Origin of the sequence: Nocardioides sp. Soil774 (assembly GCF_001428125.1) — a bacterium.
GTDB lineage: Bacteria > Actinomycetota > Actinomycetes > Propionibacteriales > Nocardioidaceae > Nocardioides.
Genome location: NZ_LMSM01000001.1, coordinates 219,929 through 243,004 on the forward strand (window position 1 = coordinate 219,929; position 23,076 = coordinate 243,004).

The 23,076-nt window shown below is 72.4% G+C and carries 24 protein-coding genes and 1 tRNA gene; 17 read left to right on the top strand and 8 right to left on the bottom strand.

The features are described from left to right. Positions 1–49 precede the first annotated feature (49 nt). Entirely contained in the window at positions 50–1,537 is a 1,488-nt protein-coding gene (locus ASG76_RS01090) for a SulP family inorganic anion transporter (RefSeq protein WP_200948023.1), read from the bottom strand. A gap of 125 nt (positions 1,538–1,662) precedes the next feature. Between ASG76_RS01090 and ASG76_RS01095 the strand changes: the two genes are divergently transcribed. The 3 genes from ASG76_RS01095 to ASG76_RS01105 all read left to right on the top strand — a co-directional run bounded on the left by ASG76_RS01095 (position 1,663) and on the right by ASG76_RS01105 (position 3,627). Next, positions 1,663–2,034 (top strand): MerR family transcriptional regulator, encoded by a 372-nt coding sequence (locus tag ASG76_RS01095; RefSeq protein ID WP_056598759.1) that lies wholly within the window; start codon positions 1,663–1,665, stop codon positions 2,032–2,034. Between the two features lie 86 nt (positions 2,035–2,120). Continuing rightward, the gene (locus tag ASG76_RS01100; RefSeq protein WP_056598762.1) at positions 2,121–3,416 is read left to right on the top strand and encodes an LCP family protein; all 1,296 of its coding nucleotides are present in this window, start codon (positions 2,121–2,123) and stop codon (positions 3,414–3,416) included. Positions 3,417–3,432: 16 nt separating this feature from the next. After that, positions 3,433–3,627 (top strand): hypothetical protein, encoded by a 195-nt coding sequence (locus ASG76_RS01105; RefSeq protein ID WP_056598765.1) that lies wholly within the window; start codon positions 3,433–3,435, stop codon positions 3,625–3,627. Between the two features lie 165 nt (positions 3,628–3,792). Here the strand turns inward: ASG76_RS01105 and ASG76_RS01110 are convergent, their stop codons facing one another. From ASG76_RS01110 to ASG76_RS01120, 3 genes are all read right to left on the bottom strand, one after another. Further along, positions 3,793–4,146 carry an MscL family protein gene (locus ASG76_RS01110; RefSeq protein WP_056598768.1) on the bottom strand — a complete coding sequence of 118 codons (354 nt, stop codon included), beginning with the start codon at positions 4,144–4,146 and terminating at the stop codon, positions 3,793–3,795. A gap of 57 nt (positions 4,147–4,203) precedes the next feature. After that, on the bottom strand, positions 4,204–4,836 hold the full coding sequence (locus tag ASG76_RS01115; protein WP_056598770.1) for an SAF domain-containing protein: 633 nt from the start codon (positions 4,834–4,836) through the stop codon (positions 4,204–4,206). A gap of 103 nt (positions 4,837–4,939) precedes the next feature. After that, positions 4,940–5,242 carry an FmdB family zinc ribbon protein gene (locus ASG76_RS01120; RefSeq protein ID WP_056598774.1) on the bottom strand — a complete coding sequence of 101 codons (303 nt, stop codon included), beginning with the start codon at positions 5,240–5,242 and terminating at the stop codon, positions 4,940–4,942. Positions 5,243–5,348: 106 nt separating this feature from the next. On the opposite strand from ASG76_RS01120, the gene ASG76_RS01125 reads away from it, so the two are divergent. Further along, complete coding sequence (locus ASG76_RS01125) at positions 5,349–7,988, top strand: penicillin acylase family protein (protein ID WP_082587192.1); 2,640 nt, start codon at positions 5,349–5,351, stop codon at positions 7,986–7,988. 66 nt (positions 7,989–8,054) lie between these two features. Here ASG76_RS01125 and ASG76_RS01130 read toward each other — a convergent pair whose 3' ends face one another. Further along, on the bottom strand, positions 8,055–8,669 hold the full coding sequence (locus tag ASG76_RS01130; RefSeq protein ID WP_056598777.1) for a 5-formyltetrahydrofolate cyclo-ligase: 615 nt from the start codon (positions 8,667–8,669) through the stop codon (positions 8,055–8,057). 22 nt (positions 8,670–8,691) lie between these two features. Between ASG76_RS01130 and ASG76_RS01135 the strand changes: the two genes are divergently transcribed. The 7 genes from ASG76_RS01135 to ASG76_RS01165 all read left to right on the top strand — a co-directional run bounded on the left by ASG76_RS01135 (position 8,692) and on the right by ASG76_RS01165 (position 14,054). Beyond that, positions 8,692–10,098 (top strand): UTP--glucose-1-phosphate uridylyltransferase, encoded by a 1,407-nt coding sequence (locus ASG76_RS01135; RefSeq protein ID WP_056598779.1) that lies wholly within the window; start codon positions 8,692–8,694, stop codon positions 10,096–10,098. Continuing rightward, positions 10,091–11,332, top strand: coding sequence for a gephyrin-like molybdotransferase Glp (glp, locus tag ASG76_RS01140; RefSeq protein WP_056598782.1), 1,242 nt, complete (start codon positions 10,091–10,093; stop codon positions 11,330–11,332). Before ASG76_RS01135 ends, glp begins: the two co-directional genes overlap by 8 nt. Then, on the top strand, positions 11,332–11,829 hold the full coding sequence (gene moaC / locus ASG76_RS01145; RefSeq protein ID WP_056598785.1) for a cyclic pyranopterin monophosphate synthase MoaC: 498 nt from the start codon (positions 11,332–11,334) through the stop codon (positions 11,827–11,829). The genes glp and moaC overlap by 1 nt, the downstream gene beginning before the upstream one ends. Next, positions 11,826–12,302 (top strand): molybdenum cofactor biosynthesis protein B, encoded by a 477-nt coding sequence (locus tag ASG76_RS01150; protein ID WP_056598788.1) that lies wholly within the window; start codon positions 11,826–11,828, stop codon positions 12,300–12,302. Before moaC ends, ASG76_RS01150 begins: the two co-directional genes overlap by 4 nt. Before the next feature lie 5 nt (positions 12,303–12,307). Beyond that, positions 12,308–12,919, top strand: coding sequence for a GNAT family N-acetyltransferase (locus ASG76_RS01155; protein ID WP_056598791.1), 612 nt, complete (start codon positions 12,308–12,310; stop codon positions 12,917–12,919). A 60-nt stretch (positions 12,920–12,979) separates the two neighbouring features. Next, entirely contained in the window at positions 12,980–13,897 is a 918-nt protein-coding gene (locus tag ASG76_RS01160; protein ID WP_056598793.1) for a hypothetical protein, read from the top strand. Between the two features lie 81 nt (positions 13,898–13,978). Then, positions 13,979–14,054, top strand: a tRNA-Ala gene (locus tag ASG76_RS01165). 408 nt (positions 14,055–14,462) lie between these two features. Here the strand turns inward: ASG76_RS01165 and ASG76_RS01170 are convergent. Then, a complete protein-coding gene (locus ASG76_RS01170) occupies positions 14,463–14,828 on the bottom strand; it encodes a response regulator (RefSeq protein ID WP_056598796.1) in 366 nt (121 codons plus the stop codon). A 437-nt stretch (positions 14,829–15,265) separates the two neighbouring features. Between ASG76_RS01170 and ASG76_RS01175 the strand changes: the two genes are divergently transcribed. Further along, positions 15,266–15,877, top strand: coding sequence for a hypothetical protein (locus ASG76_RS01175; RefSeq protein ID WP_056598799.1), 612 nt, complete (start codon positions 15,266–15,268; stop codon positions 15,875–15,877). Positions 15,878–15,909: 32 nt separating this feature from the next. Here ASG76_RS01175 and ASG76_RS01180 read toward each other — a convergent pair whose 3' ends face one another. Together ASG76_RS01180 and ASG76_RS01185 are read right to left on the bottom strand one after the other, a co-directional pair. Next, positions 15,910–16,146: a hypothetical protein gene (locus ASG76_RS01180; protein ID WP_056598801.1), complete on the bottom strand. Its 237-nt coding sequence runs from the start codon at positions 16,144–16,146 to the stop codon at positions 15,910–15,912. Positions 16,147–16,302: 156 nt separating this feature from the next. After that, positions 16,303–17,901, bottom strand: coding sequence for a dolichyl-phosphate-mannose--protein mannosyltransferase (locus ASG76_RS01185; protein ID WP_235529362.1), 1,599 nt, complete (start codon positions 17,899–17,901; stop codon positions 16,303–16,305). Positions 17,902–17,956: 55 nt separating this feature from the next. On the opposite strand from ASG76_RS01185, the gene rsmI reads away from it, so the two are divergent. The 5 genes from rsmI to ASG76_RS01210 all read left to right on the top strand — a co-directional run bounded on the left by rsmI (position 17,957) and on the right by ASG76_RS01210 (position 23,035). Continuing rightward, a complete protein-coding gene (gene rsmI, locus ASG76_RS01190) occupies positions 17,957–18,787 on the top strand; it encodes a 16S rRNA (cytidine(1402)-2'-O)-methyltransferase (RefSeq protein WP_056598804.1) in 831 nt (276 codons plus the stop codon). Beyond that, positions 18,774–19,694, top strand: coding sequence for a TatD family hydrolase (locus ASG76_RS01195; protein WP_056598807.1), 921 nt, complete (start codon positions 18,774–18,776; stop codon positions 19,692–19,694). Before rsmI ends, ASG76_RS01195 begins: the two co-directional genes overlap by 14 nt. Before the next feature lie 255 nt (positions 19,695–19,949). Then, on the top strand, positions 19,950–21,101 hold the full coding sequence (locus tag ASG76_RS19790) for a transglycosylase family protein (RefSeq protein WP_321164068.1): 1,152 nt from the start codon (positions 19,950–19,952) through the stop codon (positions 21,099–21,101). A 76-nt stretch (positions 21,102–21,177) separates the two neighbouring features. Then, a complete protein-coding gene (rsmA, locus tag ASG76_RS01205) occupies positions 21,178–22,059 on the top strand; it encodes a 16S rRNA (adenine(1518)-N(6)/adenine(1519)-N(6))-dimethyltransferase RsmA (protein ID WP_056598810.1) in 882 nt (293 codons plus the stop codon). 70 nt (positions 22,060–22,129) lie between these two features. Next, positions 22,130–23,035: a 4-(cytidine 5'-diphospho)-2-C-methyl-D-erythritol kinase gene (locus ASG76_RS01210; RefSeq protein ID WP_056598813.1), complete on the top strand. Its 906-nt coding sequence runs from the start codon at positions 22,130–22,132 to the stop codon at positions 23,033–23,035. The last annotated feature ends 41 nt before the right edge of the window (positions 23,036–23,076 follow it).

Sequence of the window (23,076 nt, forward strand, 5' to 3'; positions counted from 1 at the left end):
GCTGCACATCTTGTCAGCCCGCACCCGGCGACACGAACTCAGTGCGGGCTCAGTGGGACGGAAGCGACCCGCTGAGCCGTCCGTGCCGCTCGGCGCTCGAGGCGTTGAGCCCGACGATCGCCACGGCCTTGCCCTTGCGGGCGTACTTCGTGGTGATGGCGTCGAGGGAGGCCACGGTCGAGGCGTCCCAGACGTGGGAGTCGGAGAGGTCGATGACCACGTGCTCGGGGTCGTCGGCGTAGTCGAACTGGGTGTAGAGGTCGTTGGAGGAGGCGAAGAAGAGCTCGCCGGTGACGCGGTAGACCGCGGAGGTCCTGCCGTCGTGGTCGGTGACCAGCTCGCGGTGGGTCTCGGTGAGGTGCGCGACCCGGCGGGCGAAGAGCGTCATCGCGACCAGCACGCCGACCACGACGCCGATGGCCAGGTTGTGGCTGACCACGGTGACGACGACGGTCGCGACCATGACGGTCGTCTCCGACCTCGGCATCCGGCGCAGCGTCGCGGGCCGGACCGAGTGCCAGTCGAAGGTGCCGACCGAGACCATGACCATCACGGCGACGAGCGCGGCCATCGGGATGAGGGCGACGACGTCGCCGAAGCCGACGACGAGGACGAGGAGGAAGAAGCCGGCGAGGAAGGTGGAGATCCGGGTGCGGGCACCGGAGGCCTTCACGTTGATCATCGTCTGGCCGATCATCGCGCAACCGCCCATGCCGCCGAAGAAGCCCGTGACGATGTTCGCCCCGCCCTGGCCCCACGCCTCGCGGGTCTTGTCGGAGTGGGTGTCGGTGATGTCGTCGACCAGCTTGGCGGTCAGCAGCGACTCCAGCAGCCCGACGAGAGCCATCGCGACGGCGTAGGGGGCGATGATCTTCAGCGTCTCGAGGGTCCACGGGACGTCGGGGAAGAACAACGTGGGCAGGCTGTCGGGCAGCTCGCCCTGGTCGCCGACGGTGGGCACGTCGAGAGCCGCCGTCAGGGTGAAGGCGGTGAGCGCGACGATGGCGACCAGCGGCGCCGGGACGACCTTCGTGATCCGCGGCAGCCCCACGATGACCGCGATGCCGACGGCGATCATCGGGTATACCGCCCACGGCACGTCGACCATGTGAGGCACCTGGGCCAGGAAGATCAGGATCGCCAGTGCGTTGACGAAGCCGACCATCACCTGGCGCGGGATGAAGCGCATCAGCCGGGCCACGCCGGCGAGGCCGAGGGCCACCTGGATGACGCCGCCGAGCAGCACGGTGGCGACCAGGTAGTCGTAGCCGTGGTCGCGCACCACCGGGGCGATGACCAGTGCGATCGCGCCCGTGGCGGCCGAGATCATCGCCGGCCGGCCACCGAGGAAGGCGATCGAGACCGCCATCGTGAACGAGGCGAAGAGCCCGATGCGCGGGTCGACACCGGCGATGATCGAGAACGAGATCGCCTCGGGGATCAGCGCCAGCGCGACGACCAGCCCGGCCAGCACCTCGGTGCGCAGCAGCCGCGGCGAGCGCAGCGTCGTACGGACCGAGGCGTCGGTGGTGGGCACGGTCGTGGAGGATGCGGGGGAGACGGGCACGAGGCGCAAAACTACCCTCACGTGAGGGTAGGGTTCGAATCGTGAGGACAGGAGCAGGTCACGTGGGTGGGTCGATCGACGGAACGAGCCCAGTCATGCACATCGGCGAGGTGGCGACCCGCACCGAGCTGTCCCTGCGCAGCCTGCGCCACTGGGAGGAGGTCGGCCTGCTGCGTCCCTCGGGGCGCACCGACGGCGGGTTCCGGCTCTACACCGAGGCCGACGTCGACAAGATCCTGGTGATCCGCCGGATGAAGCCGCTCGGTTTCAGCATCGAGGAGATGAAGGCCGTGATGTCCGACCTCGAGGCGCTCGACGACCCGGCCGCCGCGGACGACGTCCGCGCGGCCGCGCGGCTGCGGCTCGCCGAGGTCCAGGAGGACGCCTCGCAGCGCAGGCTCCGTCTGGTCCGCCAGCTCGAGATGGCCGACGAGTTCATCGGCCTGCTCGAGCAACGGCGCGCCTGACCCCGCTCGGCGCCGACACGGATCTTGCCGCGGTGAAGTAGGTTCTGACCCCGTCAGCCCAACTTCGCGATCCCCAGGGGAGCCCCGTGTCGGATGAGTCACGTCCGGAGGCCCCCGTCGGCGCGCCCAAGCGCCGGGGCAAGGTGGCACGCAAGCACACGGTCGGGCGGGTCGTCCTGATCAGTGCGCTCGTCCTCGCGCTGGTCACCGGTCTCGGCACGGTCTACTTCGTGCGGCACCTCAACGGCAACATCGCCAGCATCGACCTCGGCGACCTCGGCGGCGACCGGCCCGAGAAGGTCTACACCGGCAACGGCGAGCCGCTCAACATCCTGGTGATGGGCTCGGACTCCCGCGACTGCGAGGGCTGCGACGTCGACAACGTCGCCGGCGCGCGCTCCGACACCACCATCCTCGTGCACCTCTCCGCGGACCGCTCGAGGGCGTACGCCGTCTCGATCCCGCGCGACTCGATCGTCGACCGGCCCGAGTGCGGCGACTCGCCCGCCGAGACCGACGTCATGTGGAACGCCGCCTACACCGAGGGTGGCCCGGTCTGCACGGTCGACCAGCTCGAGACCGCCACCGGCATCTTCGTCGACCACTTCATCGTCATCGACTTCGGCAGCTTCGGCAACATGGTCGACGCCGTGGGAGGAGTGCCGGTCTGCGTGCCCCAGGACATCGTCGACAAGAAGCACCAGATCTTCGTGCCGAAGGGCGACCCGTCCCTGCTCACCGGCGACCAGGCGCTGGACTACGTGCGGGCGCGCTACGTCGGTGACTTCGAGCAGCAGAACGACATCTCCCGCATCCGTCGCCAGCAGGAGTTCATCGGCGCGCTCGTGCGCAAGGTGAAGTCCGCCGACACCCTGACCCGCCTCGACAAGGTGGTGAAGTTCCTCGATGCCGCCACCAAGGGCCTGACCACCGACGACCAGTTCGCATCGGTGACGCGCCTCGGCAAGGTCGCGATGCAGCTGCAGAGCATCGGCCTCGACAAGGTCCAGTTCGTCACCCTGCCGACCGCCTACTTCACGCGGGACTCCGAGTTCTTCGGCAAGGTCTACTGGACGCCGGAGGCTGACCAGATCTGGAAGCTGATCAACGAGGACAAGCCGCTGCCGGCCAGCGTGCTGAAGGGCACCTCGGTCAGCGCAGGCCCTCCGTCAGGGAGCTCCGAGACCCCGTCGCCCACCGCCGGCAGCGAGACCCCGGCCCCGTCCGAGACGCCGTCGGAGACGCCGAGCGAGACCCCGTCGGAGACGCCGTCGGAAACCCCGTCGGAAACCCCTTCGGAGACGGTGTCGCCGACCGAGACCCCCAGCACGCCGACGCCGACCACCGACCCGGAGGACCGGATCTTCGGAGTCTGCGCATGAGCGACGGGGACCCCGCATGAGCACCGAGGATCGACCTGTTTCCCAGGGCGACCAGGAGCCCGAGCCGGAGTGGAAGCGCCGCCGCCGCCTCGCCGCGGTCTTCGGAGACACCGTCCCCGAGCAGACCAGCGACGACCGCGACCCCAGCGAGCCCGCTGCCGGCAAGGGTGACGACTGGTACCGCGCCGAGGTCCCGCCGCACCACGGCTGAGCGGCGTACGCCCCCAGCCCTTCGGTAGTCCGCATCAAGCGGCTGGTGTCTGGCGGGCTGGGACAAGATTCCTGATGCGGACTACCCCGGCGCGTCACAGGTCCGGACGCACGAACGGCCCGCCCCCGGTCGGGAGCGGGCCGTCGTACGACGACGAGGCGCGGGTCAGACGGCGCCGCCGCGCGCGCGGAGCAGGTCGCGGATCTCCTCGAGCAGCGCGACGTCGGCGGGCGTGCCCGGCTCCTCGGAGGGGAAGAACCGCTCCTTGGCCTTGGTGTAGGGCACGACGATGAAGAAGTAGACGACCACCGCGATGAGCAGGAACGAGATCACGGCGTTGAGGAACGCGCCGAAGGTCTGCTCCTTGGTGGAGAAGTACGCCGATGCGGACTCGGGCATGAGGCCGGTCAGCCAGGCGGTGAAGGTCGTAACGACGGACGCGAACGCCAGGGCCATGATCAGGCCGGTGGCAATCTCGATCAGGTTGCCCTTGAGGACGAAGGCCTTGAAACCACTCATGATGTCTCCCTCGTGGATGGCCCCGAGAGGAGCCGCGGATGAGCGAACGGCCTCACGCTAGCGGTCCCACGACACGGTCAGGAACTGCGACAGCGCGGCGGAGGTGATGTCGAGGGCCTCCGTGGCCGAGGCGCCGACCACGACGAGCGCGCCTCCGCGCTCGCCCGCCGGGCCGTCGGGGGCGACCGCTGGGGTGGCCAGGACGGTGACGTCGCGGGCCACCACGGTCGAGACCCCGGTGCCGGGGTCGGTGGCGACGAGGTCGACCTCGTCGCCAGCCCGCAGCAGGGTGGCCATGCCCGCGTCGGGCAGGCGCACCGGCAGGACGGTCCGTCCGGGCTCGGCCAGCGCCAGCCCGGGGCCGACGACCCGCGGCTCGGTCAGCACCTCGCCACGCCCGACGGGCGCGGCCAGCACGCGCCCGACCCCCTCCGTCGTCGCGCTCGCGGGCGCCACCTCGCGCGGGAAGTCACGCCGCGAGAGGTCGTCGCCGCCGAGCACGGTGCCCGAGGGCAGGTCGCGGGTCGCGACCAGCACCTCGACGGTGTCGGGCGCCGGCGGCGCGAGGGTGCGCAGTGCGCTGAGCACCGCGACCGCCGCCAGCGCCGCGGCGATCAGCCGGCGACGACGCCGGAGCTGGTGGCGTACGGCGCGCAGGCGGCGCCTGGTGGGCGGGAGTCCCGGGAGCATCCCCCGACGCTAGGCCGGTGCGGGTCCGGCCCGCTCGGCTTCTCCACAGGGAGCGGACCTCGTGACGGTCGCAGGGCGACCTCCTCGAACAGCGGGAGGACGGTCAGTCGGAGGAGGACGACGACGAGGACGACGAAGTGGTGCTCGACGACGAGGAGGAGCTGGAGGAGGCGGAGTCCGAGGAGGACGTGCTCGCCGTGGTGGACGCCGGGGTCGAGGACGAGGAGCTGCTGCGGCTGTCGGTGCGGTAGAAGCCGGAGCCCTTGAAGACCACGCCGACGGCGTTGAAGAGCTTGCGCAGCTTGCCGTCGCACTCGGGGCAGACGGTGAGCGCGTCCTCGCTGAAGCTCTGGAACTGCTCGAAGGAGTGGCCGCACTCGGTGCAGGCGTACTGGTAGGTGGGCATCGTGGTCGTCCTCGGATGGTGCAGTGGCGGCGATCGGCCGGGCCCGCGCGACGCGCTGGCACTCAAGCCCTTCGACTGCCAATGGTACGGCACAATGGTCAGCGCGATGAGCGACCAGTCACCCACCCCCGCGACCCAGCCCACGACCCAGACCCCTGACGCGCCGCGCGCCGGCTGGTGGCAGGCGTTCCGCCGCGCCCCGCGGGCGGTGCGCTGGACGGCGTGGACCGCGCTCGCGCTGGTGCTCGTGCTGGTGGTGCTCGCCGCGGCCGTCGTCGGTGTCGTACGCCGTCCGCTGCCGCAGACCGAGGGCGAGGTGCAGGTGCCCGGCCTGTCGGCCTCGGTGGAGGTGGTGCGCGACGACTACGACATCCCGCAGCTCTACGCCGACACCGACGCCGACCTGATGCGCGCCCAGGGCTACGTCCACGCGCAGGAGCGCTTCTTCGAGATGGACTTCCGCCGCCACGTGACGGCCGGCCGGCTCTCGGAGATCTTCGGCGAGGAGACCCTCGAGACCGACAAGTTCATCCGCACGATGGGCTGGCGCCGCGTGGCCGAGCAGGAGTGGGCGCTGCTGCAGCCGGCGACCCGCGACGCGCTGACGGCGTACGCCGAGGGGGTCAACGCCTACCTCGCCGAGCGCTCCCCGTCGGAGCTCGCGGCCGAATACAGCATCCTCGGGCTCTCCGGGCTCGACTACACGCCCGAGGAGTGGGAGCCGGTCGACTCGCTCGCCTGGCTCAAGGCGATGGCGTGGGACCTGCGCGGCAACATGGACGCCGAGGTCGACCGGGTGCTGCTCTCGCTCGACCACACCGACGCCGAGATCGCCCAGCTGTGGCCGGACTACCCGTTCGACGAGCACCCGCCGATCGTCGAGGGCGGAGGCGTGGTCGACGGCGTCTTCGAGCAGAACGCGACGGCCAACGGCACCCGCAACCCGCGCCGGCCGGCGTACCCCCGCGGGGTCGTCAAGGCGCTCGAGCGCGTGCAGGCGCGCGTCGCGGCGATGCCCGACCTGGTCGGCAAGGGCCGCGGCATCGGCAGCAACTCGTGGGTCGTCGACGGCGAGCACAGCGCCACCGGCAAGCCGCTGCTCGCCAACGACCCGCACCTCGGCATCAGCCAGCCGGGCATCTGGATGCAGATGGGCCTGCACTGCCGCGAGATCAGCGCCGACTGCACGCTCGACACCTCCGGCTTCACCTTCTCCGGCGTGCCCGGCGTCGTGATCGGCCACAACGCCGACATCGCGTGGGGCTTCACCAACCTCGGCCCCGACGTCACCGACCTCTTCCTCGAGCAGACCGAGGGCGACGACCGCTACGTCCGCGACGGCTCGACCGAGCCGATGCAGGTGCGCACCGAGACGATCAAGGTGCGCGGCGAGGACGACGTGCAGCTGCGGGTGCGCGAGACGGTGCACGGGCCGCTGATCAGTGACGTGTCGTCGCAGTTCGCGACGGTCGGCGCCAACGCCCCGACCGACGAGCCCGGCGAGCGCGGCAGCGGGTACGCCGTCGCGCTGGCGTGGACCGCCCTCGATCCGGCCCCCACGGCCGACGCGATCCTCGGGCTCAACCGGGCGTCGGACTGGGACGAGTTCCGCGCCGCCGCGGCCGACTTCGCGGTGCCCGCGCAGAACCTCGTCTACGCCGACCGCGAGGGCCACATCGGCTACCAGTCGCCGGGGCGCATCCCGATCCGTCGGGCCGGCAACGACGGCACGATGCCGGTCGAGGGCTGGATCAGCGCGAACGACTGGACCGGCGACTACATCCCCTTCGACGGGCTACCGAGCGTGCTCGACCCCGAGGAGGGCTTCATCGCCACCGCCAACCAGGCGGTCGTCGACGAGGACTACCCCTACCTGCTCACCAAGGACTGGGACTACGGCTTCCGCTCCACCCGCATCCGTGAGGCGCTCCTCGAGGAGGGCGAGCTGTCGGTCGAGGAGATGGCGGCGCTGCAGCTCGACACGACCAACCCGATGGCCGAGACCCTCGTGCCCTACCTGCTCGACATCTCGGACCTGCCCAACGCCTACTACCGCAACGCCCAGAGGCTGCTGCGCGACTGGGACGGCACCTCACCCGCCGACAGCGCGCCGGCGGCGTACTTCAACGTCGTGTGGCGCAACCTGCTCGACCTCACCTTCCACGACGACCTGCGCGCGCGCACCTGGCCCGACGGCGGCGACCGGTGGTTCCTTGTGGTCGGCCGGATGCTCGGCGAGCCCGCCGACCCGTGGTGGGACGACGCCGGCACCGACGAGGTCGAGACGCGCGACGACATCCTGCGTGCCGCGATGATCGCCGCCCGCGACGAGCTGACCCGGCGCCAGGCGCGCGACCCGCACCTGTGGCAGTGGGGCCGGCTGCACCGGATGAACCTCCACAACGCCACCCTCGGCGAGTCGGGCATCGGCCCGGTCGAGCGCCTCTTCAACCGCGACGGCTGGCAGGTGGGCGGCGGCTCGTCGATCGTCGACGCCACGTCGTGGGACGCCCTCGAGGGCTACGAGGTCACCGCCGCACCGTCGATGCGGATGGTCGTCTCGCTCGCCGACTTCGACGACTCGCGCTGGATCAACCTCACCGGCGTCTCCGGCCACCCGGCGTCGTCGCACTACTCCGACCAGACCGAGCTCTACGTCGACGGCGAGACCCTGCCCTGGGCGTTCAGCCGGGAGGCCGTCGAGGCGGCCGCCGACGACCGGCTGGTGCTCGAGCCCGCCGGCTGAGAAGTCCCCGGATATCCGGTGACTTTCACGCTTTGCACCCGAGATCTGGGGTGCAAAGCGTGAGTCTCACCGGATATCCGGGGACTCCCCGAGCGCCACGACCCCGCCCCCCGTCAACGCGAACCCCACCCGTACGTCGTGGGGGTCGGTCGGCACGGCCAGCCCGACCTCGTCGTCGTGGAGCACCACCGCGACCGGGGTCCCGGCCGGCACCCGCGTGAGGGCCCGGTCGTAGGACCCGCCCCCGCGCCCGAGCCGGTCGCCGGCGGGGGAGACGGCGAGCCCGGGCACGATGACCACGTCGGCGGTGCGGACCGCGTCGACGCCCAGCAGCGGACCGGTCGGCTCGAGGAGCCCGCGCGCGGCCGGCGCGAGGCTGTCGGCGCCCGAGTAGAGGGCCCAGTCGAGGTCGTTGTCGCGCTGGAGCACCGGCACGATGACCCGCTTGCCCGCGGCGACCAGCGCGTCGAGCAGCAGGCCGGTGCCGGGCTCGCTGCCGACGGACACGTAGGCCGCGACGGTGGCGGCGCGGCGTACGGCCTCCCACTCCAGCGCCACGTGCGCGAGCGACGCGGCGAGGTCGGCGGCGGCGGCCAGCGGACGTCGCCGCCGGGCGGCCAGCACCTGGTCGCGCAGGGCGGTCTTGGCCACCGTGCTATCGGCCGACTGTGGCGTGTCCACCTGAGCAGCCTACGATCGAACCATGGCAAGCAAGGGCAACGCCCGTGGCCTCGAGCTGGCGCGGGAGAAGATGCGCCAGGCCGACGTCGACGAGGTCGCGATCGACACGTTCGCGCACTACTACCGGCTCCTCGAGCACGGCGAGACCGGGATGATCGCCGAGGACTCCATCGAGCCGCTCGACATGGAGTCGCTGGCCGACGTCGAGGTGGCCGACGACGTCGCGGCGGAGGCGATCCGCCACACGGCGGTGATCAAGCTCAACGGCGGCCTCGGCACGTCGATGGGCATGGAGCGCGCCAAGTCGCTGCTGTGCGTGCGGCGCGGCCTGAGCTTCCTCGACATCATCGCGCGGCAGGTGCTCCACCTGCGCAAGGAGTACGACGCGACGCTGCCGCTGATGTTCATGAACTCCTTCCGCACCTCCGCCGACACGATGGCCGCCCTCGCGCGCTACGACGCGCTGCCGGTCGACGGCCTGCCCCTGGAGTTCCTGCAGAACAAGGAGCCCAAGCTCCTCGAGGCCGACCTGATGCCCGCGGCCTACCCCAAGGACCCCGACCTCGAGTGGTGCCCGCCGGGCCACGGTGACATCTACACCGCCCTGCGCGGCACCGGCCTGCTCTCGCGCCTGCTCGAGGCGGGCTACCGCTACGTCTTCGTCTCCAACTCCGACAACCTCGGCGCGGTGCCCGACGCGCGGGTCGCCGGCTGGTTCGCCGCCAGCGGGGCGCCGTTCGCGATCGAGGCCGTGCGACGTACGCCGTCGGACCGCAAGGGCGGCCACTTCGCCCGCCGCAAGCAGGACGGCCGCATCGTGCTGCGCGAGTCGGCGCAGACGCTGGATGCCGACAAGGAGGCGCTCGCCGACCTCGGCCGCCACCAGTACTCCTCGACCAACAACCTCTGGTTCGACGTGCAGGCGATGGTCGACGCGCTCGACGCGCGCGGCGGCATCCTCGGCCTGCCGCTGATCCGCAACGTCAAGCACCTCGACCCCAGCGACACCTCCACGCCGAAGGTGATCCAGATCGAGACCGCGATGGGTGCGGCGATCGAGGTCTTCGAGGGCGCGCGCACCATCGAGGTCGGCCGCGACCGGTTCGTGCCGGTGAAGACCACCGACGACCTGCTCGTGCTGCGCTCCGACGTCTACGACCTCGGCAAGGACTTCGTCCTGGGCCAGGCGAACGACGAGGTGCCCTACGTCGCGCTGGACGGCGAGTTCTACAAGCTGGTCGGCGACTTCGACAAGCGATTCCCCGACGGCGCGCCGTCGCTGCGCGAGGCCGAGTCGTTCACCGTCGAGGGCGACTGGACCTTCGGCCGCGGCGTCAAGGTCGTCGGCGACGTCGCGCTCAGCGCTTCGGCGGCCCAGCGCGTCGAGGGCGGCGCCGTCCTCGAGGGCGAGCAGGAGAAGCATGGCTGAGCCGCACGCCGGCCTGCTGCCGGTCGCCGACTACGTCGAGCGCATCCTCGCCACCATCTCCCCGCTCCAGGCGTTCCCGCAGCCGCTCATGGAGGCCCTCGGCCTCGCGCTGGCCGAGGACGTCGTCGCCCCCATCTCGCTGCCGAGCTTCGACAACTCCTCGATGGACGGCTACGCCGTGGTGGCCGACGACATCGCCGGCGCCACCGAGGACGACCCGGTGGTCCTGCCGGTGGTCGGGGAGATCGGCGCCGGGCAGTCCTCCATCCTCGCGCTGTCGCCGGGCACGGCGGTGAAGATCATGACCGGCGCCCCGGTGCCGACCGGGGCGACCACGGTGGTGCCCTACGAGTGGACCGACCGCGGCGTCGCCCACGTGCGCATCGACCGCGCTGCGAAGCCCGGCCAGCACATCCGCCCGACGGGTGACGACATCACCGAGGGCGACATGCTGCTCGAGGAGGGCACCGTCCTGGGCCCGCGCCACCTCGGCATGCTCGCCGCGGTGGGCCGGGCGACGGTGCGCACCCGCCCGCGACCGCGGGTCGTGGTGATCTCGACCGGGTCCGAGCTGCGCGACCCCGGCACACCGCTGGGGCGCGACTCGATCTACGACGGCAACTCCTACCTCCTCGCCGCGGCCGCCCGCGCGGCCGGGGCGATCGCCTACCGCGTCGGCATCGTCCCCGACGAGTCGCACGCCTTCACCGAGGCGCTGAGCGACCAGCTGGTCCGCGCCGACATCGTGGTCACCAGCGGCGGAGTCAGCGAGGGCGACTTCGACGTCGTCAAGGAGTCGCTGCGCCAGCACGGCACGATGTGGTTCGGCGGCGTGGCGATGCAGCCGGGCAAGCCGCAGGGCTTCGGCACGATCGGCGAGGACGACACCCCGGTCTTCACGCTGCCGGGCAACCCGGTCTCCTCCTACGTCTCCTTCGAGATGTTCGTGCTGCCCGCGATCCGCCGGATGATGGGCAAGCTGCCCTACTCCCGCCCGTCGGCCCGCGCGCGCCTGACCCACGGCATCTCCTCGCCCGAGGGCCGCACCCAGCTGGTGCGCGGGCTCTACGAGACCGACCGCGGCGGCACATTCGTCTCCCCGGTCGGCGGCCACGGCTCGCACCTCATCGGCGACCTGGCCACGGCCAACTGCCTGATCGAGGTCCCGGCCGACGTCACGGCGGTCGCCGCCGGCGAGATGGTCGCGATCCGCAAGCTCGACGAGGAGTTCTGATGGCTGCCCCCGACGGTGCCGCCGGCCCCGGCGCCCACCTGACCCACGTCGACGAGCACGGCGCCGCACGGATGGTCGAGGTGGGCGACAAGCCCGTCACCGCGCGTACGGCGTCCGCCACCGGCCGCGTCCTGGTCAGCCGCACGGTGGTCGACCTCCTGCGCGGCGAGGGCGTGCCGAAGGGCGACGCGCTCGCGGTGGCCCGCCTCGCGGGGATCATGGGCGCCAAGCAGACCCCGGCCCTCATCCCGCTGTGCCACCCCCTCGCGATCTCCGGTGTCACGGTCGACCTGTCGGTCACCGACGAGTCGGTCGACATCACGGCGACGGTCCGCACCACCGACCGCACCGGGGTGGAGATGGAGGCGCTCACCGCGGTCTCCGTCGCTGCGCTGACCGTGGTCGACATGGTCAAGGCCGTCGACAAGGCCGCGGTCATCACCGACATCCGGGTGGAGACCAAGACCGGCGGCCGCTCGGGGGACTGGAAGCGATGAGCGTGCGCGCCGCGGTCGTCGTGGCCTCCAACCGTGCCGCGGCCGGCGTCTACGCCGACGAGACCGGACCGTTGATCGTCGACTGGCTGCGCGGCCAGGGCTTCGACTGCGCCGACCCCGACGTCGTGCCCGACGGCGACCCGGTCCGCGACGCGATCTCCGCCGCCGTCGCCGCGGGCGCCCGCCTCGTGCTCACCACCGGCGGCACCGGCCTGACCCCCACCGACCGTACGCCGGAGGCGACCGCCCCGCTGCTCGACCGCGAGGTGCCCGGCATCGCCGAGGCGATCCGCGCCGCCGGTGTCGCCCAGGGCGTGCCCACCGCGATGCTGTCGCGCGGCCTCGCCGGCATCGCCGGCGACTGCCTGGTCATCAACCTCCCCGGCTCGCGCGGCGGCGTGAAGGACGGCCTCGGCGTCCTCGAGCCCGTGGTGCGCCACGCGGTCGAGCAGGTCGTCGGGAGCGACCACTGAGCACCATGGCGGGCAAGGCCCCCGGCTGGCCCGCACGCCTGGAGTCCGAGGGGGTCGTCGTCCGGCCGCTGCGCAGGTCCGACGCCGACGAGTGGCAGGCGGTCCGCGCCCGCAACCACGACTGGCTGCGCCCGTGGGACGCGACCGTGCCGCCGGGCTCCGCCCCCCGCCCATCGTCGTACAAGGTGGTCACCCGCTCGCTGCTGCACCAGGCCCGGCAGGGCCAGTGCCTGCCGTTCGTGGTGGAGGTCGAGGACCGCTTCGCCGGACAGGTCACCGTCAGCAACGTCACGCGCGGCTCCGCGCAGTGGGCCTCGATCGGCTACTGGGTCGCCGCCGAGGTGGCGGGCCGCGGCGTCGCGCCGCGGGCGGTGGCGATGGTGATCGACCACTGCCTCGGCCCGGTGGGGCTGCACCGCGTCGAGATCTGCGTGCGACCGGAGAACACCAACTCGCTGCGCGTGGTCGAGAAGCTCGGCCTGGAGCAGGTCGGCTACGCCCCGCGGTTCCTGCACATCGACGGCGCGTGGCGCGACCACCGCATCTTCGCGGTGACCGCCGAGGAGGCACCCGCGGGGGTGCTCACCCGGTTGTCGACACACCAGTCACACCAGTAGTTCTGCGACACACCACTTGACATCCGCCCCGCTCACCCTCCGCGCTCCTAGTCTCAGGCCGTGGACCTGAGCGCTCTCATCTTCGTCGCCCTTGCCGTGGCGTGGGCCGTCTACCTGATCCCCAAGGCCCTCAAGCACCACGACGAGGTCGTGCGCAGCCGGTCGGTGGAGAAGTTCTCCCACACGATGCGGGTGCTGGCGCGCCGCGAGCCGGTCGACCGCCGCAACGCGCGCCTCGTCGTCGCCCCGATCCGCGCTGCGCTCCGCCCGCCCGTGGAGACCAAGGCGCGCACCGCTCCTGCGGCCGTTGACGCCTCGGTCACCACCACCGTCACGCGCGAGGTGACGACCACCGTCGCGGCTCGTCCCGTGGCGCCGCAGACCGAGCGCGCCTCGGCCCGCCGGGCCGCGAAGCGTCGCCGCAACGTGCTCGCCCTGATCGTCCTGGTCAACGCGGTCGTCGTCGGCCTCGCCCTCGCTGCCGTGGTCGCGTGGTCCTGGGTCGCGGCCCCGGTCACGCTGCTGGTGGCCTGGCTGGTCGCCTGCCGGCTCTCCGTCCGCTCCGAGCGCGCGCAGCGCGCGAGCCGCGCGGCGATCGAGATCGGTCTGCCCCCGCTCGTCGACGATGACGACGACGACCTCGGCCTCACCGGCGAGCTGCCGATGACCCCGCCCCAGCCGCGCGCCCCCGCCGCCCCCACGCGGGTCGACGAGGAGGCCCCGGCCGGCGAGGTGCCGGTGGAGGTGCCGGTCCAGGTGCCGGTGCCCGGTGGCTGGGACATGGTGCCCACCACCCTCCCGACCTACGTCGGCAAGCCGGCCGCGCAGCGGCGTACGGTCTCCACGATCGACCTCGACTCCACCGGCGTCTGGTCGAGCGGCCACTCCGACTCCGACTCGGCGCTTGCCCGCTCGGCCGAGGAGTCCGCCAAGGTCGCCCGCGAGGCCGACGAGGCGCGTCGCGCGAGCGGGGCCTGAGCCGCCCGGAGACCCACGGGTGGGGCGATTCGGTCGCCCCGATCACGCTCGTGTATCTTGGCGTCGCGCCGTGAGGCGCATGGGGCTGTGGCGCAGTTGGTAGCGCGTCTCGTTCGCAATGAGAAGGTCAGGGGTTCGAATCCCCTCAGCTCCACCACGTGACAACCGCCCGCGACCTGCGACGACAGGACGTGGGCGGTTGTGCGTCTCGGGGTCTGCCGAGCAGGAGGCGCTCCCGCCCCGCGCAGGGGAGTCGGGGGTAGACCGGGACGGGAGCGCGACCAGGGGGCAAGCACGGACGATAGGGATCCGCGGGATGCCCGTCACCACCTGCGCATGGCCATCCCCGAATCTTTGCCCGGTGTCCAACCACTGGCGAACCTGACCACTGAAGTGGCACTACCCGCGACGGAACGCACCCCGGCCGTCACGGGGGATGAGAACGGCCGGGGTGCTGGCGACGACGCTACGGGACCGTTCGCCAAGCGACGAAACGCGGCCGGGCGCGCCGCACTCGCGTTGACTACCGGTCGACCACCCACCGGACCCGAGGTGATGCGGCCAGCTAGGCCTGCGCGAGAAGCGCTGCGACCTGGTCGCGGAGCTCGGCGAGCTTGAAGGGCTTGGGCATGTGAGCAGTCACGCCGGCCGCTTCTGCGTCCTCGAGGTCGCCGCTGGTGGCCGAGGCCGTGACGAGCAGGATCGGGATGTCGCATCGTGGGTCCGCCCGAATCAGCTGGGTGAGCTCGATGCCGTTCATGCCGGGCATGAGCAGGTCGGAGACGATGAGGTCGAACTCGCGACGCACGTGCATGTCGGCGGCTTCGGAGCCGTCTGAGGCGACGGCCACGTCATGGCCAGCACGCTCGAGGGTCCGGCTCATCACGTCACGGATGTCGGGATCGTCGTCGACCACGAGTATGTGCGCCATTGCAGGTACCCCCCGGTGTCTGCTTGAGGCCGCGGCGCGGTGTCGGGCCGCTGACCCTGTCTGGTCTACCCAACGCGAGGGAACGGCAAACGTCACGTGGACACGAGGTGCTTGGCGTGGAGTCGTCACGCCTGCGTGAGCATCCCCCGTCGGCTGCGGGCTCTCGGCGTCTGCGGGAGCAGCTGCGAAGCCTGGTCCAGACCACTGCGAAGAATTCTCGCCGGGTGCGTAACACCTGCGCAGCCCCTCACGCTGTAGAGGTGAAGCGGCCGCGTTCCGCGGGGCCGCCCGTCGCACCCGCACACTGAGCTCCCGCCGGTGTGTGGTTCCCCCCAGGAAGCGACGGGCGGCCCCACAACGCACAGCAGCGGCGCGACCCTCCCCCCGTGGGCCGCGCCGCTGCTCCGCATGTCGGGCCCCGGCGCTACGGTCAGGGCGTGAGCGACTTCCAGCGCATCTTCGTCGTGAGCGCGCAGGCCGGGGACGCCGACGTGGAGCGGTTGCGCAGACGTCTCGGCGCCTCGGTGCGCGTGCTCACCGCGCCGACGGCCGAGGCCAAGCGGGTCGTCGAGGCGCTGCGGTTCGACCCCGTGCCCGAGGTGGCGCTCGCACCCGTGCGCTTCCCCGACGGCGACCGCGGGCACCGCCTCGACGGGCTCGTACGCCGTCATGCGGTGGAAGACCGCTACCGCGACCTCGTGGTGGTCGCCGACCCGGCGACGCTGACCCTGCTGCTGCGCGTCCTGGCGCCCGACCAGCTGCCCGAGGGCGGGCCGGTGACCGAGGTGGGCCTGCCGCGCGGGCCGCGACCGGTGCCGCTCAACCGTGCGGCCGTCGGTGGTGTCGCCCTGGGGTTCGTGGCCGGCGTGCTGTCCGGAGTCGTGCCGTTCTGGGTGCTGCCGGTCCTCGTCGTGCTCGCCGGGCTGGTGCTGCTCCTCGTGCCCGGACGGCGCCACGTCGGGCAGGCGCTGCTGATCGCGACCGGGGTGGCGGCCGTGGTCATGCTGTTCTCGGTCGCGGGCTCGTCGAGGTTCCCCGGCTCCTGGTGAGGACCGGTGAGGACCGGTGAGGTCGGTCGGGCTCAGCCCTTGCGGGGGCCGAACAGCAGCCCGCGTCGGGCCGGCTTCGCCGCCGACCGCGGCTGCGGCACGGTGGGGGCAGGCCACCACTCGAGGCTGGGGTATCCGGCGCGGTTGTAGCCCTCGCGGTAGACGAAGTGGTCACCGCAGGAGCACACCCAGCGCTCGCCGACCTCGTGACCCTCGGGCGTGGGCGCGTCCGCGGTCTGCAGGCAGACGTGGATCATCGTGGAGTCCATGGCGCACCCTCCTGGCGTCATCCCGAAGCGATCGGGTTTGTCCATGGTCTCGCCGAATTGGGCCGAACGCCACGGCTGTCTCCGGAACTACGGGGCATCTTGAGCGAACCTCGACGGTTCGTGCGGGGTTGGGCGGCCGGCGGACTGGACGGGGCGTCAGATCCAGCGCTGGAACCAGATGCGCGCGTCCCACTCCGACTTGGTGAGCAGCACGTCGGTCCACACGGGCCAGAACCACGCGAAGGCGATCAGGGCCAGCACGGTGTAGCTGCCGGCGACGACCACCCCGAACGTACGACGCGGGCCGGGCACGTCGGAGGTGCCGATCAGGTGCCCCATCGCGAGGGCGATCGAGAGGACCATGAAGGGCAGGCAGGCGATCGCGTAGAAGAAGAAGATCGGACGGTCGTCGTAGAGGAACCACGGCAGCCAGGTGCTCGCCAGCCCGACGACCGCGACCCCGTGCCGCCAGTCCCGCGCGCCGATCCACAGCAGCAGCGAGGCGATCATCGCCAAGCAGCCGCCCCACCAGACGACGGGGTTGCCGATCAGCAGGATCTGGCGGATGCACGAGGAGCCTGCGGGCGCCCCGCACCCCTGCGAGCCCGGCTGGATGTCGACCTGGGCGTCGACGCCGACGGGGCGTCCCATCACCAGCCACGTCGACGGCTTGGAGGCGTAGACGTGGGTGGAGTCGTTGAGGAAGTGGCTGTGGAAGGTGTAGACATCCTGGTGGTAGGACCACAGCGAGCGCAGCGACTGGGTCACATCGCCGAGGCCGTGGGCGTCCGGCTCGCTCGCGGTCGGCCACGGGTCGCCGCCGCCGTAGGACGTGTACTGCGTGTTGCTGAAGGCCTGCTCGTAGGCGTCGGCGTGCATCAACCAGCCGGTCCACGAGGCGACGTAGGTGATCGCGGCGACGCCGACGAGCGCGAGGAAGGCCGGCACGCCGTCGAGCACGACGGAGCGGAGCAGCGCTCGCCGCTGGCCGAAGGCCCGGCGCGCCCCGGCGCTCCACAGCCATGCCAGCAGGCCGAAGGCGGCGAGGGTGGGCAGGGCCGACCACTTGGTGCCGCACGCCAGGCCGAAGGCGACCCCGCCCGCGAGCAGCCACGGTCGCCACCACGTACGTCGTGCTCCGGCCGCGAGGCGGTCGCGCAACCACTGGCGGTCGGCGACCACGCAGTGCGCGCCGAGGAGGATGAAGAAGGCCAGGAAGATGTCGAGGAGCGCGAGCCGCGACAGCACCAGCTGCAGGCCGTCGAGACAGAGCAGGAGCCCCGCGACCAGCCCGAGCACGGTCGAGCCGCTCACGCGGCGCACGAAGCGGCACATCAGCAGCACCATCAGCGCGCCGACCACCGCGGAGGCGGTGCGCCATCCCGTGGGGTCCATGCCGAAGACCTTGATGCCGCCGGCGATCAGCCACTTGCCGACCTCCGGGTGCACGATCATCGACGGGCTGTCCTGCCAGAGCCCGGTCACCTGGCCGTTGAGGATGGTCTTGTCGGCGTCCTCGACATAGCTGCGGACGTAGCCGAAGTTGAGCAGCGACCAGGCGTCCTTGGCGTAGTAGGTCTCGTCGAAGGAGAACTGGTGGGGCGTCCCGAGGTGCCAGCGACGCAGGAAGAGGGCCAGGCCTGCGAGGCAGATCGCGCCCATCCAGCCCGGCCACGGGTCCTCCGAGCGCCAGCGCGGGCGGTTCCGCTCGGCGGCAGTCGGGATCACGACCGGGGGTGGGGCGGTCTGGGTCACGACCGGAACTCTAACCAGAGCCGGGCGCCCGGCCCCGGCCTGACATGATCGACCCATGGCTGGCGTCCTGGTCCTCGCGGGCACCCCGATCGGGCAGGCGGGCGACGCACCGCCCCGCCTCGCCGCCGAGCTCTCCGGCGCCGACGTCGTCGCCGCCGAGGACACCCGCCGGCTCAAGCGCCTGTGCGCCGACCTCGACATCACGCTGTCGGGTCGCGTGGTGTCCTACTTCGAGGGCAACGAGCAGGCCCGCACGCCCGCGCTGCTGGAGGCGCTGCTGGCCGGCGACCGCGTCGTGCTGGTGACCGATGCGGGGATGCCGAGCGTCTCCGACCCGGGCTACCGCCTGGTCGCCGCGGCGGTCGAGCACGACGTACGGGTCACGGCCGTGCCGGGCCCGAGCGCGGTCCTGACCGCGCTCGCCGTCAGCGGCCTGCCGGTCGACCGCTTCTGCTTCGAGGGCTTCCTGCCGCGCAAGGCGGGCGAGCGCGGGCGCCGGCTCGCCGCCCTCGCCGCCGAGGAGCGCACGATGGTGTTCTTCGAGGCGCCGCACCGCACCGAGGCCGCGCTCGCCGCGATGGCGGAGGCGCTGGGGGAGGACCGTGCGGCGGCGGTGTGCCGCGAGCTCACCAAGACCCACGAGGAAGTACGCCGCGGACCGCTCGGCGAGCTCGTCGCGTGGGCCGCCGACGGCGTGCGGGGCGAGGTCACGATCGTGGTCGAGGGATCGAGCGGCGCCCCCGCGGTGGCCACCGACCCCGGCTCGCTCCGCTCGGCCGTCGCGGAGCTGGAGGCCTCCGGGTCCACCCGCAAGGAGGCCATCGCCGAGGTCGCCAGGCGAGCCGGCCTCCCCAAGAGAGAGGTGTACGACGTTGTCCACCGCTGAGCCCCAGGGCGGTCCGACGCGCGCGCGGGCCGCGACGGAGGAGAAGTCCGGCGCGCGCCGCGACCGTGAGCGGCCGCCCGCGCCCGAGCCGCTGCCCCACCCGGTCGTGGACAACCACTGCCACCTCGACATCGCCGACGGCGACTGGGTCTCCACGTCCGAGGCCATCGCGGCCGCTGCGGCCGTCGGCGTGCCGCGGATCGTGCAGATCGGCTGCGACCTGCCCGGCGCCCGGTGGGCGGTCGAGGCGGCCGCCGAGCACGAGGCCCTGATCGCCGGGGTCGCGCTGCACCCCAACGAGGCCCCGCGCCTGGCCGCCACGGGCGACCTCGAGGCGGCGCTGGAGGAGATCGAGCGCCTCGCCACGGCCCACGACAAGGTGCGGGCGGTGGGGGAGACCGGGCTCGACCGCTTCAGGCATGCGCAGAGCCGCACCGGCGCCGAGGGGTGGGCCGCGCAGGAGGAGAGCTTCCGGCGCCACATCGACCTGGCCAAGCGACTCGACAAGACCCTCGTCATCCACGACCGCGACGCCCACGACGACGTGCTGCGGGTGCTCGACGAGGAGGGCGTCCCGGAGCGCTGGGTGATGCACTGCTTCTCCGGTGACGACGACTTCGCGCGCCGCTGCCTGGACCGCGGCGCGTTCCTCAGCTTCGCCGGCACGGTGACCTTCAAGAACGCCGCCCACCTGCGCGACGCACTGGCCGTCACGCCGCGCGACCGGGTGCTGGTGGAGACCGACGCGCCGTTCCTGACCCCCACCCCCTGGCGCGGACGACCCAACGCCTCCTACCTCGTGCCGCTCACGGTCCGGGCGATGGCGGAGGTGCTCCACGCCGACCTCGAGGAGCTCTGCCACACCATCGACGCGACCACCGAGACCGCCTTCGGCGGCACCTGGTAGCCGGCCGCCGTGACCGGTCTCTCGTGGCGAATTTCGGGGTTCGAGTTTGCGTCAGGGCCTCACGTCGTTATCGTCTTGTGATTGTTGGCCGGGATCGGGAGTGGTTCTGGCAGCACTGGGACCGGATCGGGCCGGCCCCGCGAGACCCCCGCTCGCACGTCGTACGCGGCTCCACAGCCCCACCGTGGCCGTTGCGCACCTGCCGCTGGGGGGTGCTGCCGCCCGAGGCCCGGGGAGTACGACGTTCGGAGAATCGTGCGCTCTCGTATCGCGCAGCTCAGCAGGTCCAGCCTCAGCTCACGGGCAGTCCTGGCGACCCTCTCGGCGGTCGTCGTGGCAGCCGTCGCCGGCACCACGGTCGGCTACGCCGCCCTCAGCAAGGACGTGACGCTCACCCTCGACGGGCGCACCACCCAGGTGAGCGCCATCGGCGACACCGTCGGTGACGTGCTGGCCGCCGAGGGCATCGAGGTCACCGACAAGGACCTGGTCGCCCCCGCGGTCGACGAGGCGGTCACCGACGGCTCGGCGATCGCCGTGCAGTTCGGCCGCCCGCTCGAGCTCTCCGTCGACGGCGACACCCACACCTACTGGGTCAACTCCACCGACGTGGCCACTGCGCTCGGCGAGATCGGCCGCCGCTTCGACGGCGCCCAGCTCTCCACCAGCCGCGGCTCCTCGATCGGCCGCAGCGGCCTCTCGCTCGCCGTCGTCACCCCCAAGGTGCTGCACATCAAGCTCGGCGCGCGCGACATGAAGAAGCGCCAGGTCACCGCGCTCACCGTCGCCGACGTGCTGAAGTCGATGGGCTTCGAGGTCGACCGGCACGACAAGGTCACTCCCTCGCTGACCACCGAGATCGCCGACGGCGACAAGGTCGTGGTCAAGGACATCCGCATCGCCACCAAGAAGGTGCGCCGCGAGGCGATCGACGCCCCCGTCATCGAGCGCGAGGACTCCTCCATGCTCGAGGGCGACGAGGAGGTCGTGCAGGCCGGCAAGGACGGGGTCCGCAACGTCACCTACCGCCTGCGCTTCGTCGACGGCGAGCTCGTGGCCCGCAAGGTGGTCAGCGCCTCGGTGCGCGTGAAGCCCGTGCCGATGATCGTCAAGGTCGGCACCAAGGAGAAGCCCGAGCCCGTCACCTCGAACTTCGCCGGCGGCAGCACCGTGTGGGACGCGCTCGCGCAGTGCGAGGCCGGGGGCAACTGGGCCATCAACACCGGCAACGGCTACTACGGCGGCCTGCAGTTCAACCTCGGCACCTGGCAGTCCTACGGCGGCACCGGCCTGCCGAGCCAGGCCTCCCGCGAGACCCAGATCGCGATCGCGACCAAGGTCCGCGACGCCTCCGGTGGCTACGGCGCCTGGCCCGCCTGCGCGGCCAAGCTCGGCCTGCCCCGCTGACGACCGCGTCGTTGGTCGAGGAGGGCGCCCGCGCCCGTCACGAGACCCGACCCCGGTCGCACTAGGCTTGCCCACCATGACCACGAACCCGGCCGGCCCGAGACTCCTCGGGCCGGCCGAGGTGCGTCAGCTCGCCGCCGAGCTCGACCTGCGCCCGACCAAGCAGCGCGGGCAGAACTTCGTCATCGACGCCAACACCGTGCGCCGCATCGTGCGCGAGTCCGCGATCACCGGTGACGACGTCGTGGTGGAGGTCGGTCCCGGCCTCGGCTCGCTGACGCTGGCGCTGCTCGAGGTGGCGCGGCGCGTCATCGCGATCGAGCTCGACCCGCTCCTCGCCGAGCGGCTGCCGGCCACCATCGCGGCGTACGCGCCGGACCAGGCCGACCGCTTCGAGGTGGTGCTGGCCGACGCGATGCGCGTCGAGGAGCTCCCCGGCCCGGCGCCCACCGCGCTCGTGGCCAACCTGCCCTACAACGTCTCGGTGCCGGTGCTGATCCACCTGCTGACCCTGCTGCCCTCGCTCGAGCGCGGGCTGGTCATGGTGCAGGCCGAGGTCGCCGACCGCCTGGCTGCCGGGCCGGGGTCGAAGACCTACGGCGTGCCCAGCGTGAAGGCGGCGTGGTTCGCCGACGTACGCCGTGCCGGGGCGATCGGGCGCAACGTGTTCTGGCCGGCGCCCAACGTCGACTCCGGGCTGGTCGCGTGGACCCGGCGCGATCCGCCGCAGACGACCGCCACCCGCCAGGAGGTCTTCGCCGTCGTCGACGCCGCCTTCGCCCAGCGCCGCAAGCAGGTGCGCGCCGCGTTGCGGGGGCTCGCCGGGTCCGCCGAGCTCGCGACGGCCGCCCTCGAGTCGGCCGGGGTCGACCCGACCGCTCGCGGTGAGGTGCTCACCGTCGAGGACTTCGCCCGCATCGCCGAGGGGCTCGCCGCCGCGCGCGGGGCGGGCGCGTGAACACCACCCCCCGCCGTTCCTCTCCTCCGCCGCTTCGCTCCTCCGTCGAGCAACGACGCGGGGACCCCGGATGAGCATCACCGTCCGCGCCGCCGCCAAGATCAACCTCCACCTCGGGGTCGGTCGCGTGCGCGACGACGGCTTCCACCCGCTCGACACCGTCTACCAGGCGATCGGCATCCACGACGACATCGCGCTGTCGCTCGCCGACGACCTGTCGCTCACCACGCACGTCGCCGACCACATCGACCCCGCGGCCGTGCCGTCCGGCGCGGACAACATCGTGCTCCGCGCCGCCCGGCTCCTCGCCGAGCACGCGGGACGACCCGCCACCGGGGCCTTCGAGGTGCGCAAGGACATCCCGGTGGCCGGTGGCATGGCCGGGGGCTCGGCCGACGCCGCCGCGGCGCTCGTGGCGTGCGACCGGCTCTGGGACCTGCAGACCTTCGATGACGACCTGCTCGCGCTGGCCGCCCGGCTCGGTAGCGACGTCCCCTTCTCGCTCGTCGGGGGTACGGCGCGGGGCCGGGGCCGCGGCGAGGTCGTCGAGGCGCTCGCCGACCCGGGCTCGTGGTGGTGGGTCGCGGTCCCGTCCGCCGAGGGGCTGTCGACCCCCGCCGTCTATGCCCACTTCGACGCGCTGCGCCCCGACGCGCCCGAGGTGCCGCCGTCCTCCGACGAGCTCCTGGCCGCGCTGGCGACCGGCGAGCCGCTGCGCCTGGCGCGGGCGCTGCACAACGACCTGCAGGAGCCGGCCATCGACCTGCGTCCCGACCTCGGCGACCTCATCGCCCGCGGGGAGTCCGAGGGTGCGCTCCGCGGGCTCGTCAGCGGGTCCGGCCCGACGGTCGTCTTCCTGTGCGACTCCGCCGACGGTGCCCGGGAGACGGCGCTCGGCCTCGCGGGCGCCGGGCACGAGGTCGTGCTCACCGCGACCGGCCCCGTCGCCGGCGCGCACGTGGTCGTCCCCGTCTGACGCCGTCGAGGGCGTACGCCGATCCGTGTCCACGAGGTGAT

Coding starts and splice junctions, on each gene's coding strand:
- ASG76_RS01095 (WP_056598759.1), top strand. CDS start 1,663: ATGCACATCGGCGAGGTGGCGACCCGCACCGAGCTGTCCCTGCGCAGC.
- ASG76_RS01105 (WP_056598765.1), top strand. CDS start 3,433: ATGAGCACCGAGGATCGACCTGTTTCCCAGGGCGACCAGGAGCCCGAG.
- ASG76_RS01110 (WP_056598768.1), bottom strand. CDS start 4,146: ATGAGTGGTTTCAAGGCCTTCGTCCTCAAGGGCAACCTGATCGAGATT.
- ASG76_RS01115 (WP_056598770.1), bottom strand. CDS start 4,836: ATGCTCCCGGGACTCCCGCCCACCAGGCGCCGCCTGCGCGCCGTACGC.
- ASG76_RS01120 (WP_056598774.1), bottom strand. CDS start 5,242: ATGCCCACCTACCAGTACGCCTGCACCGAGTGCGGCCACTCCTTCGAG.
- ASG76_RS01125 (WP_082587192.1), top strand. CDS start 5,349: ATGAGCGACCAGTCACCCACCCCCGCGACCCAGCCCACGACCCAGACC.
- ASG76_RS01135 (WP_056598779.1), top strand. CDS start 8,692: ATGGCAAGCAAGGGCAACGCCCGTGGCCTCGAGCTGGCGCGGGAGAAG.
- glp (WP_056598782.1), top strand. CDS start 10,091: ATGGCTGAGCCGCACGCCGGCCTGCTGCCGGTCGCCGACTACGTCGAG.
- moaC (WP_056598785.1), top strand. CDS start 11,332: ATGGCTGCCCCCGACGGTGCCGCCGGCCCCGGCGCCCACCTGACCCAC.
- ASG76_RS01150 (WP_056598788.1), top strand. CDS start 11,826: ATGAGCGTGCGCGCCGCGGTCGTCGTGGCCTCCAACCGTGCCGCGGCC.
- ASG76_RS01155 (WP_056598791.1), top strand. CDS start 12,308: ATGGCGGGCAAGGCCCCCGGCTGGCCCGCACGCCTGGAGTCCGAGGGG.
- ASG76_RS01170 (WP_056598796.1), bottom strand. CDS start 14,828: ATGGCGCACATACTCGTGGTCGACGACGATCCCGACATCCGTGACGTG.
- ASG76_RS01180 (WP_056598801.1), bottom strand. CDS start 16,146: ATGGACTCCACGATGATCCACGTCTGCCTGCAGACCGCGGACGCGCCC.
- rsmI (WP_056598804.1), top strand. CDS start 17,957: ATGGCTGGCGTCCTGGTCCTCGCGGGCACCCCGATCGGGCAGGCGGGC.
- rsmA (WP_056598810.1), top strand. CDS start 21,178: ATGACCACGAACCCGGCCGGCCCGAGACTCCTCGGGCCGGCCGAGGTG.
- ASG76_RS01210 (WP_056598813.1), top strand. CDS start 22,130: ATGAGCATCACCGTCCGCGCCGCCGCCAAGATCAACCTCCACCTCGGG.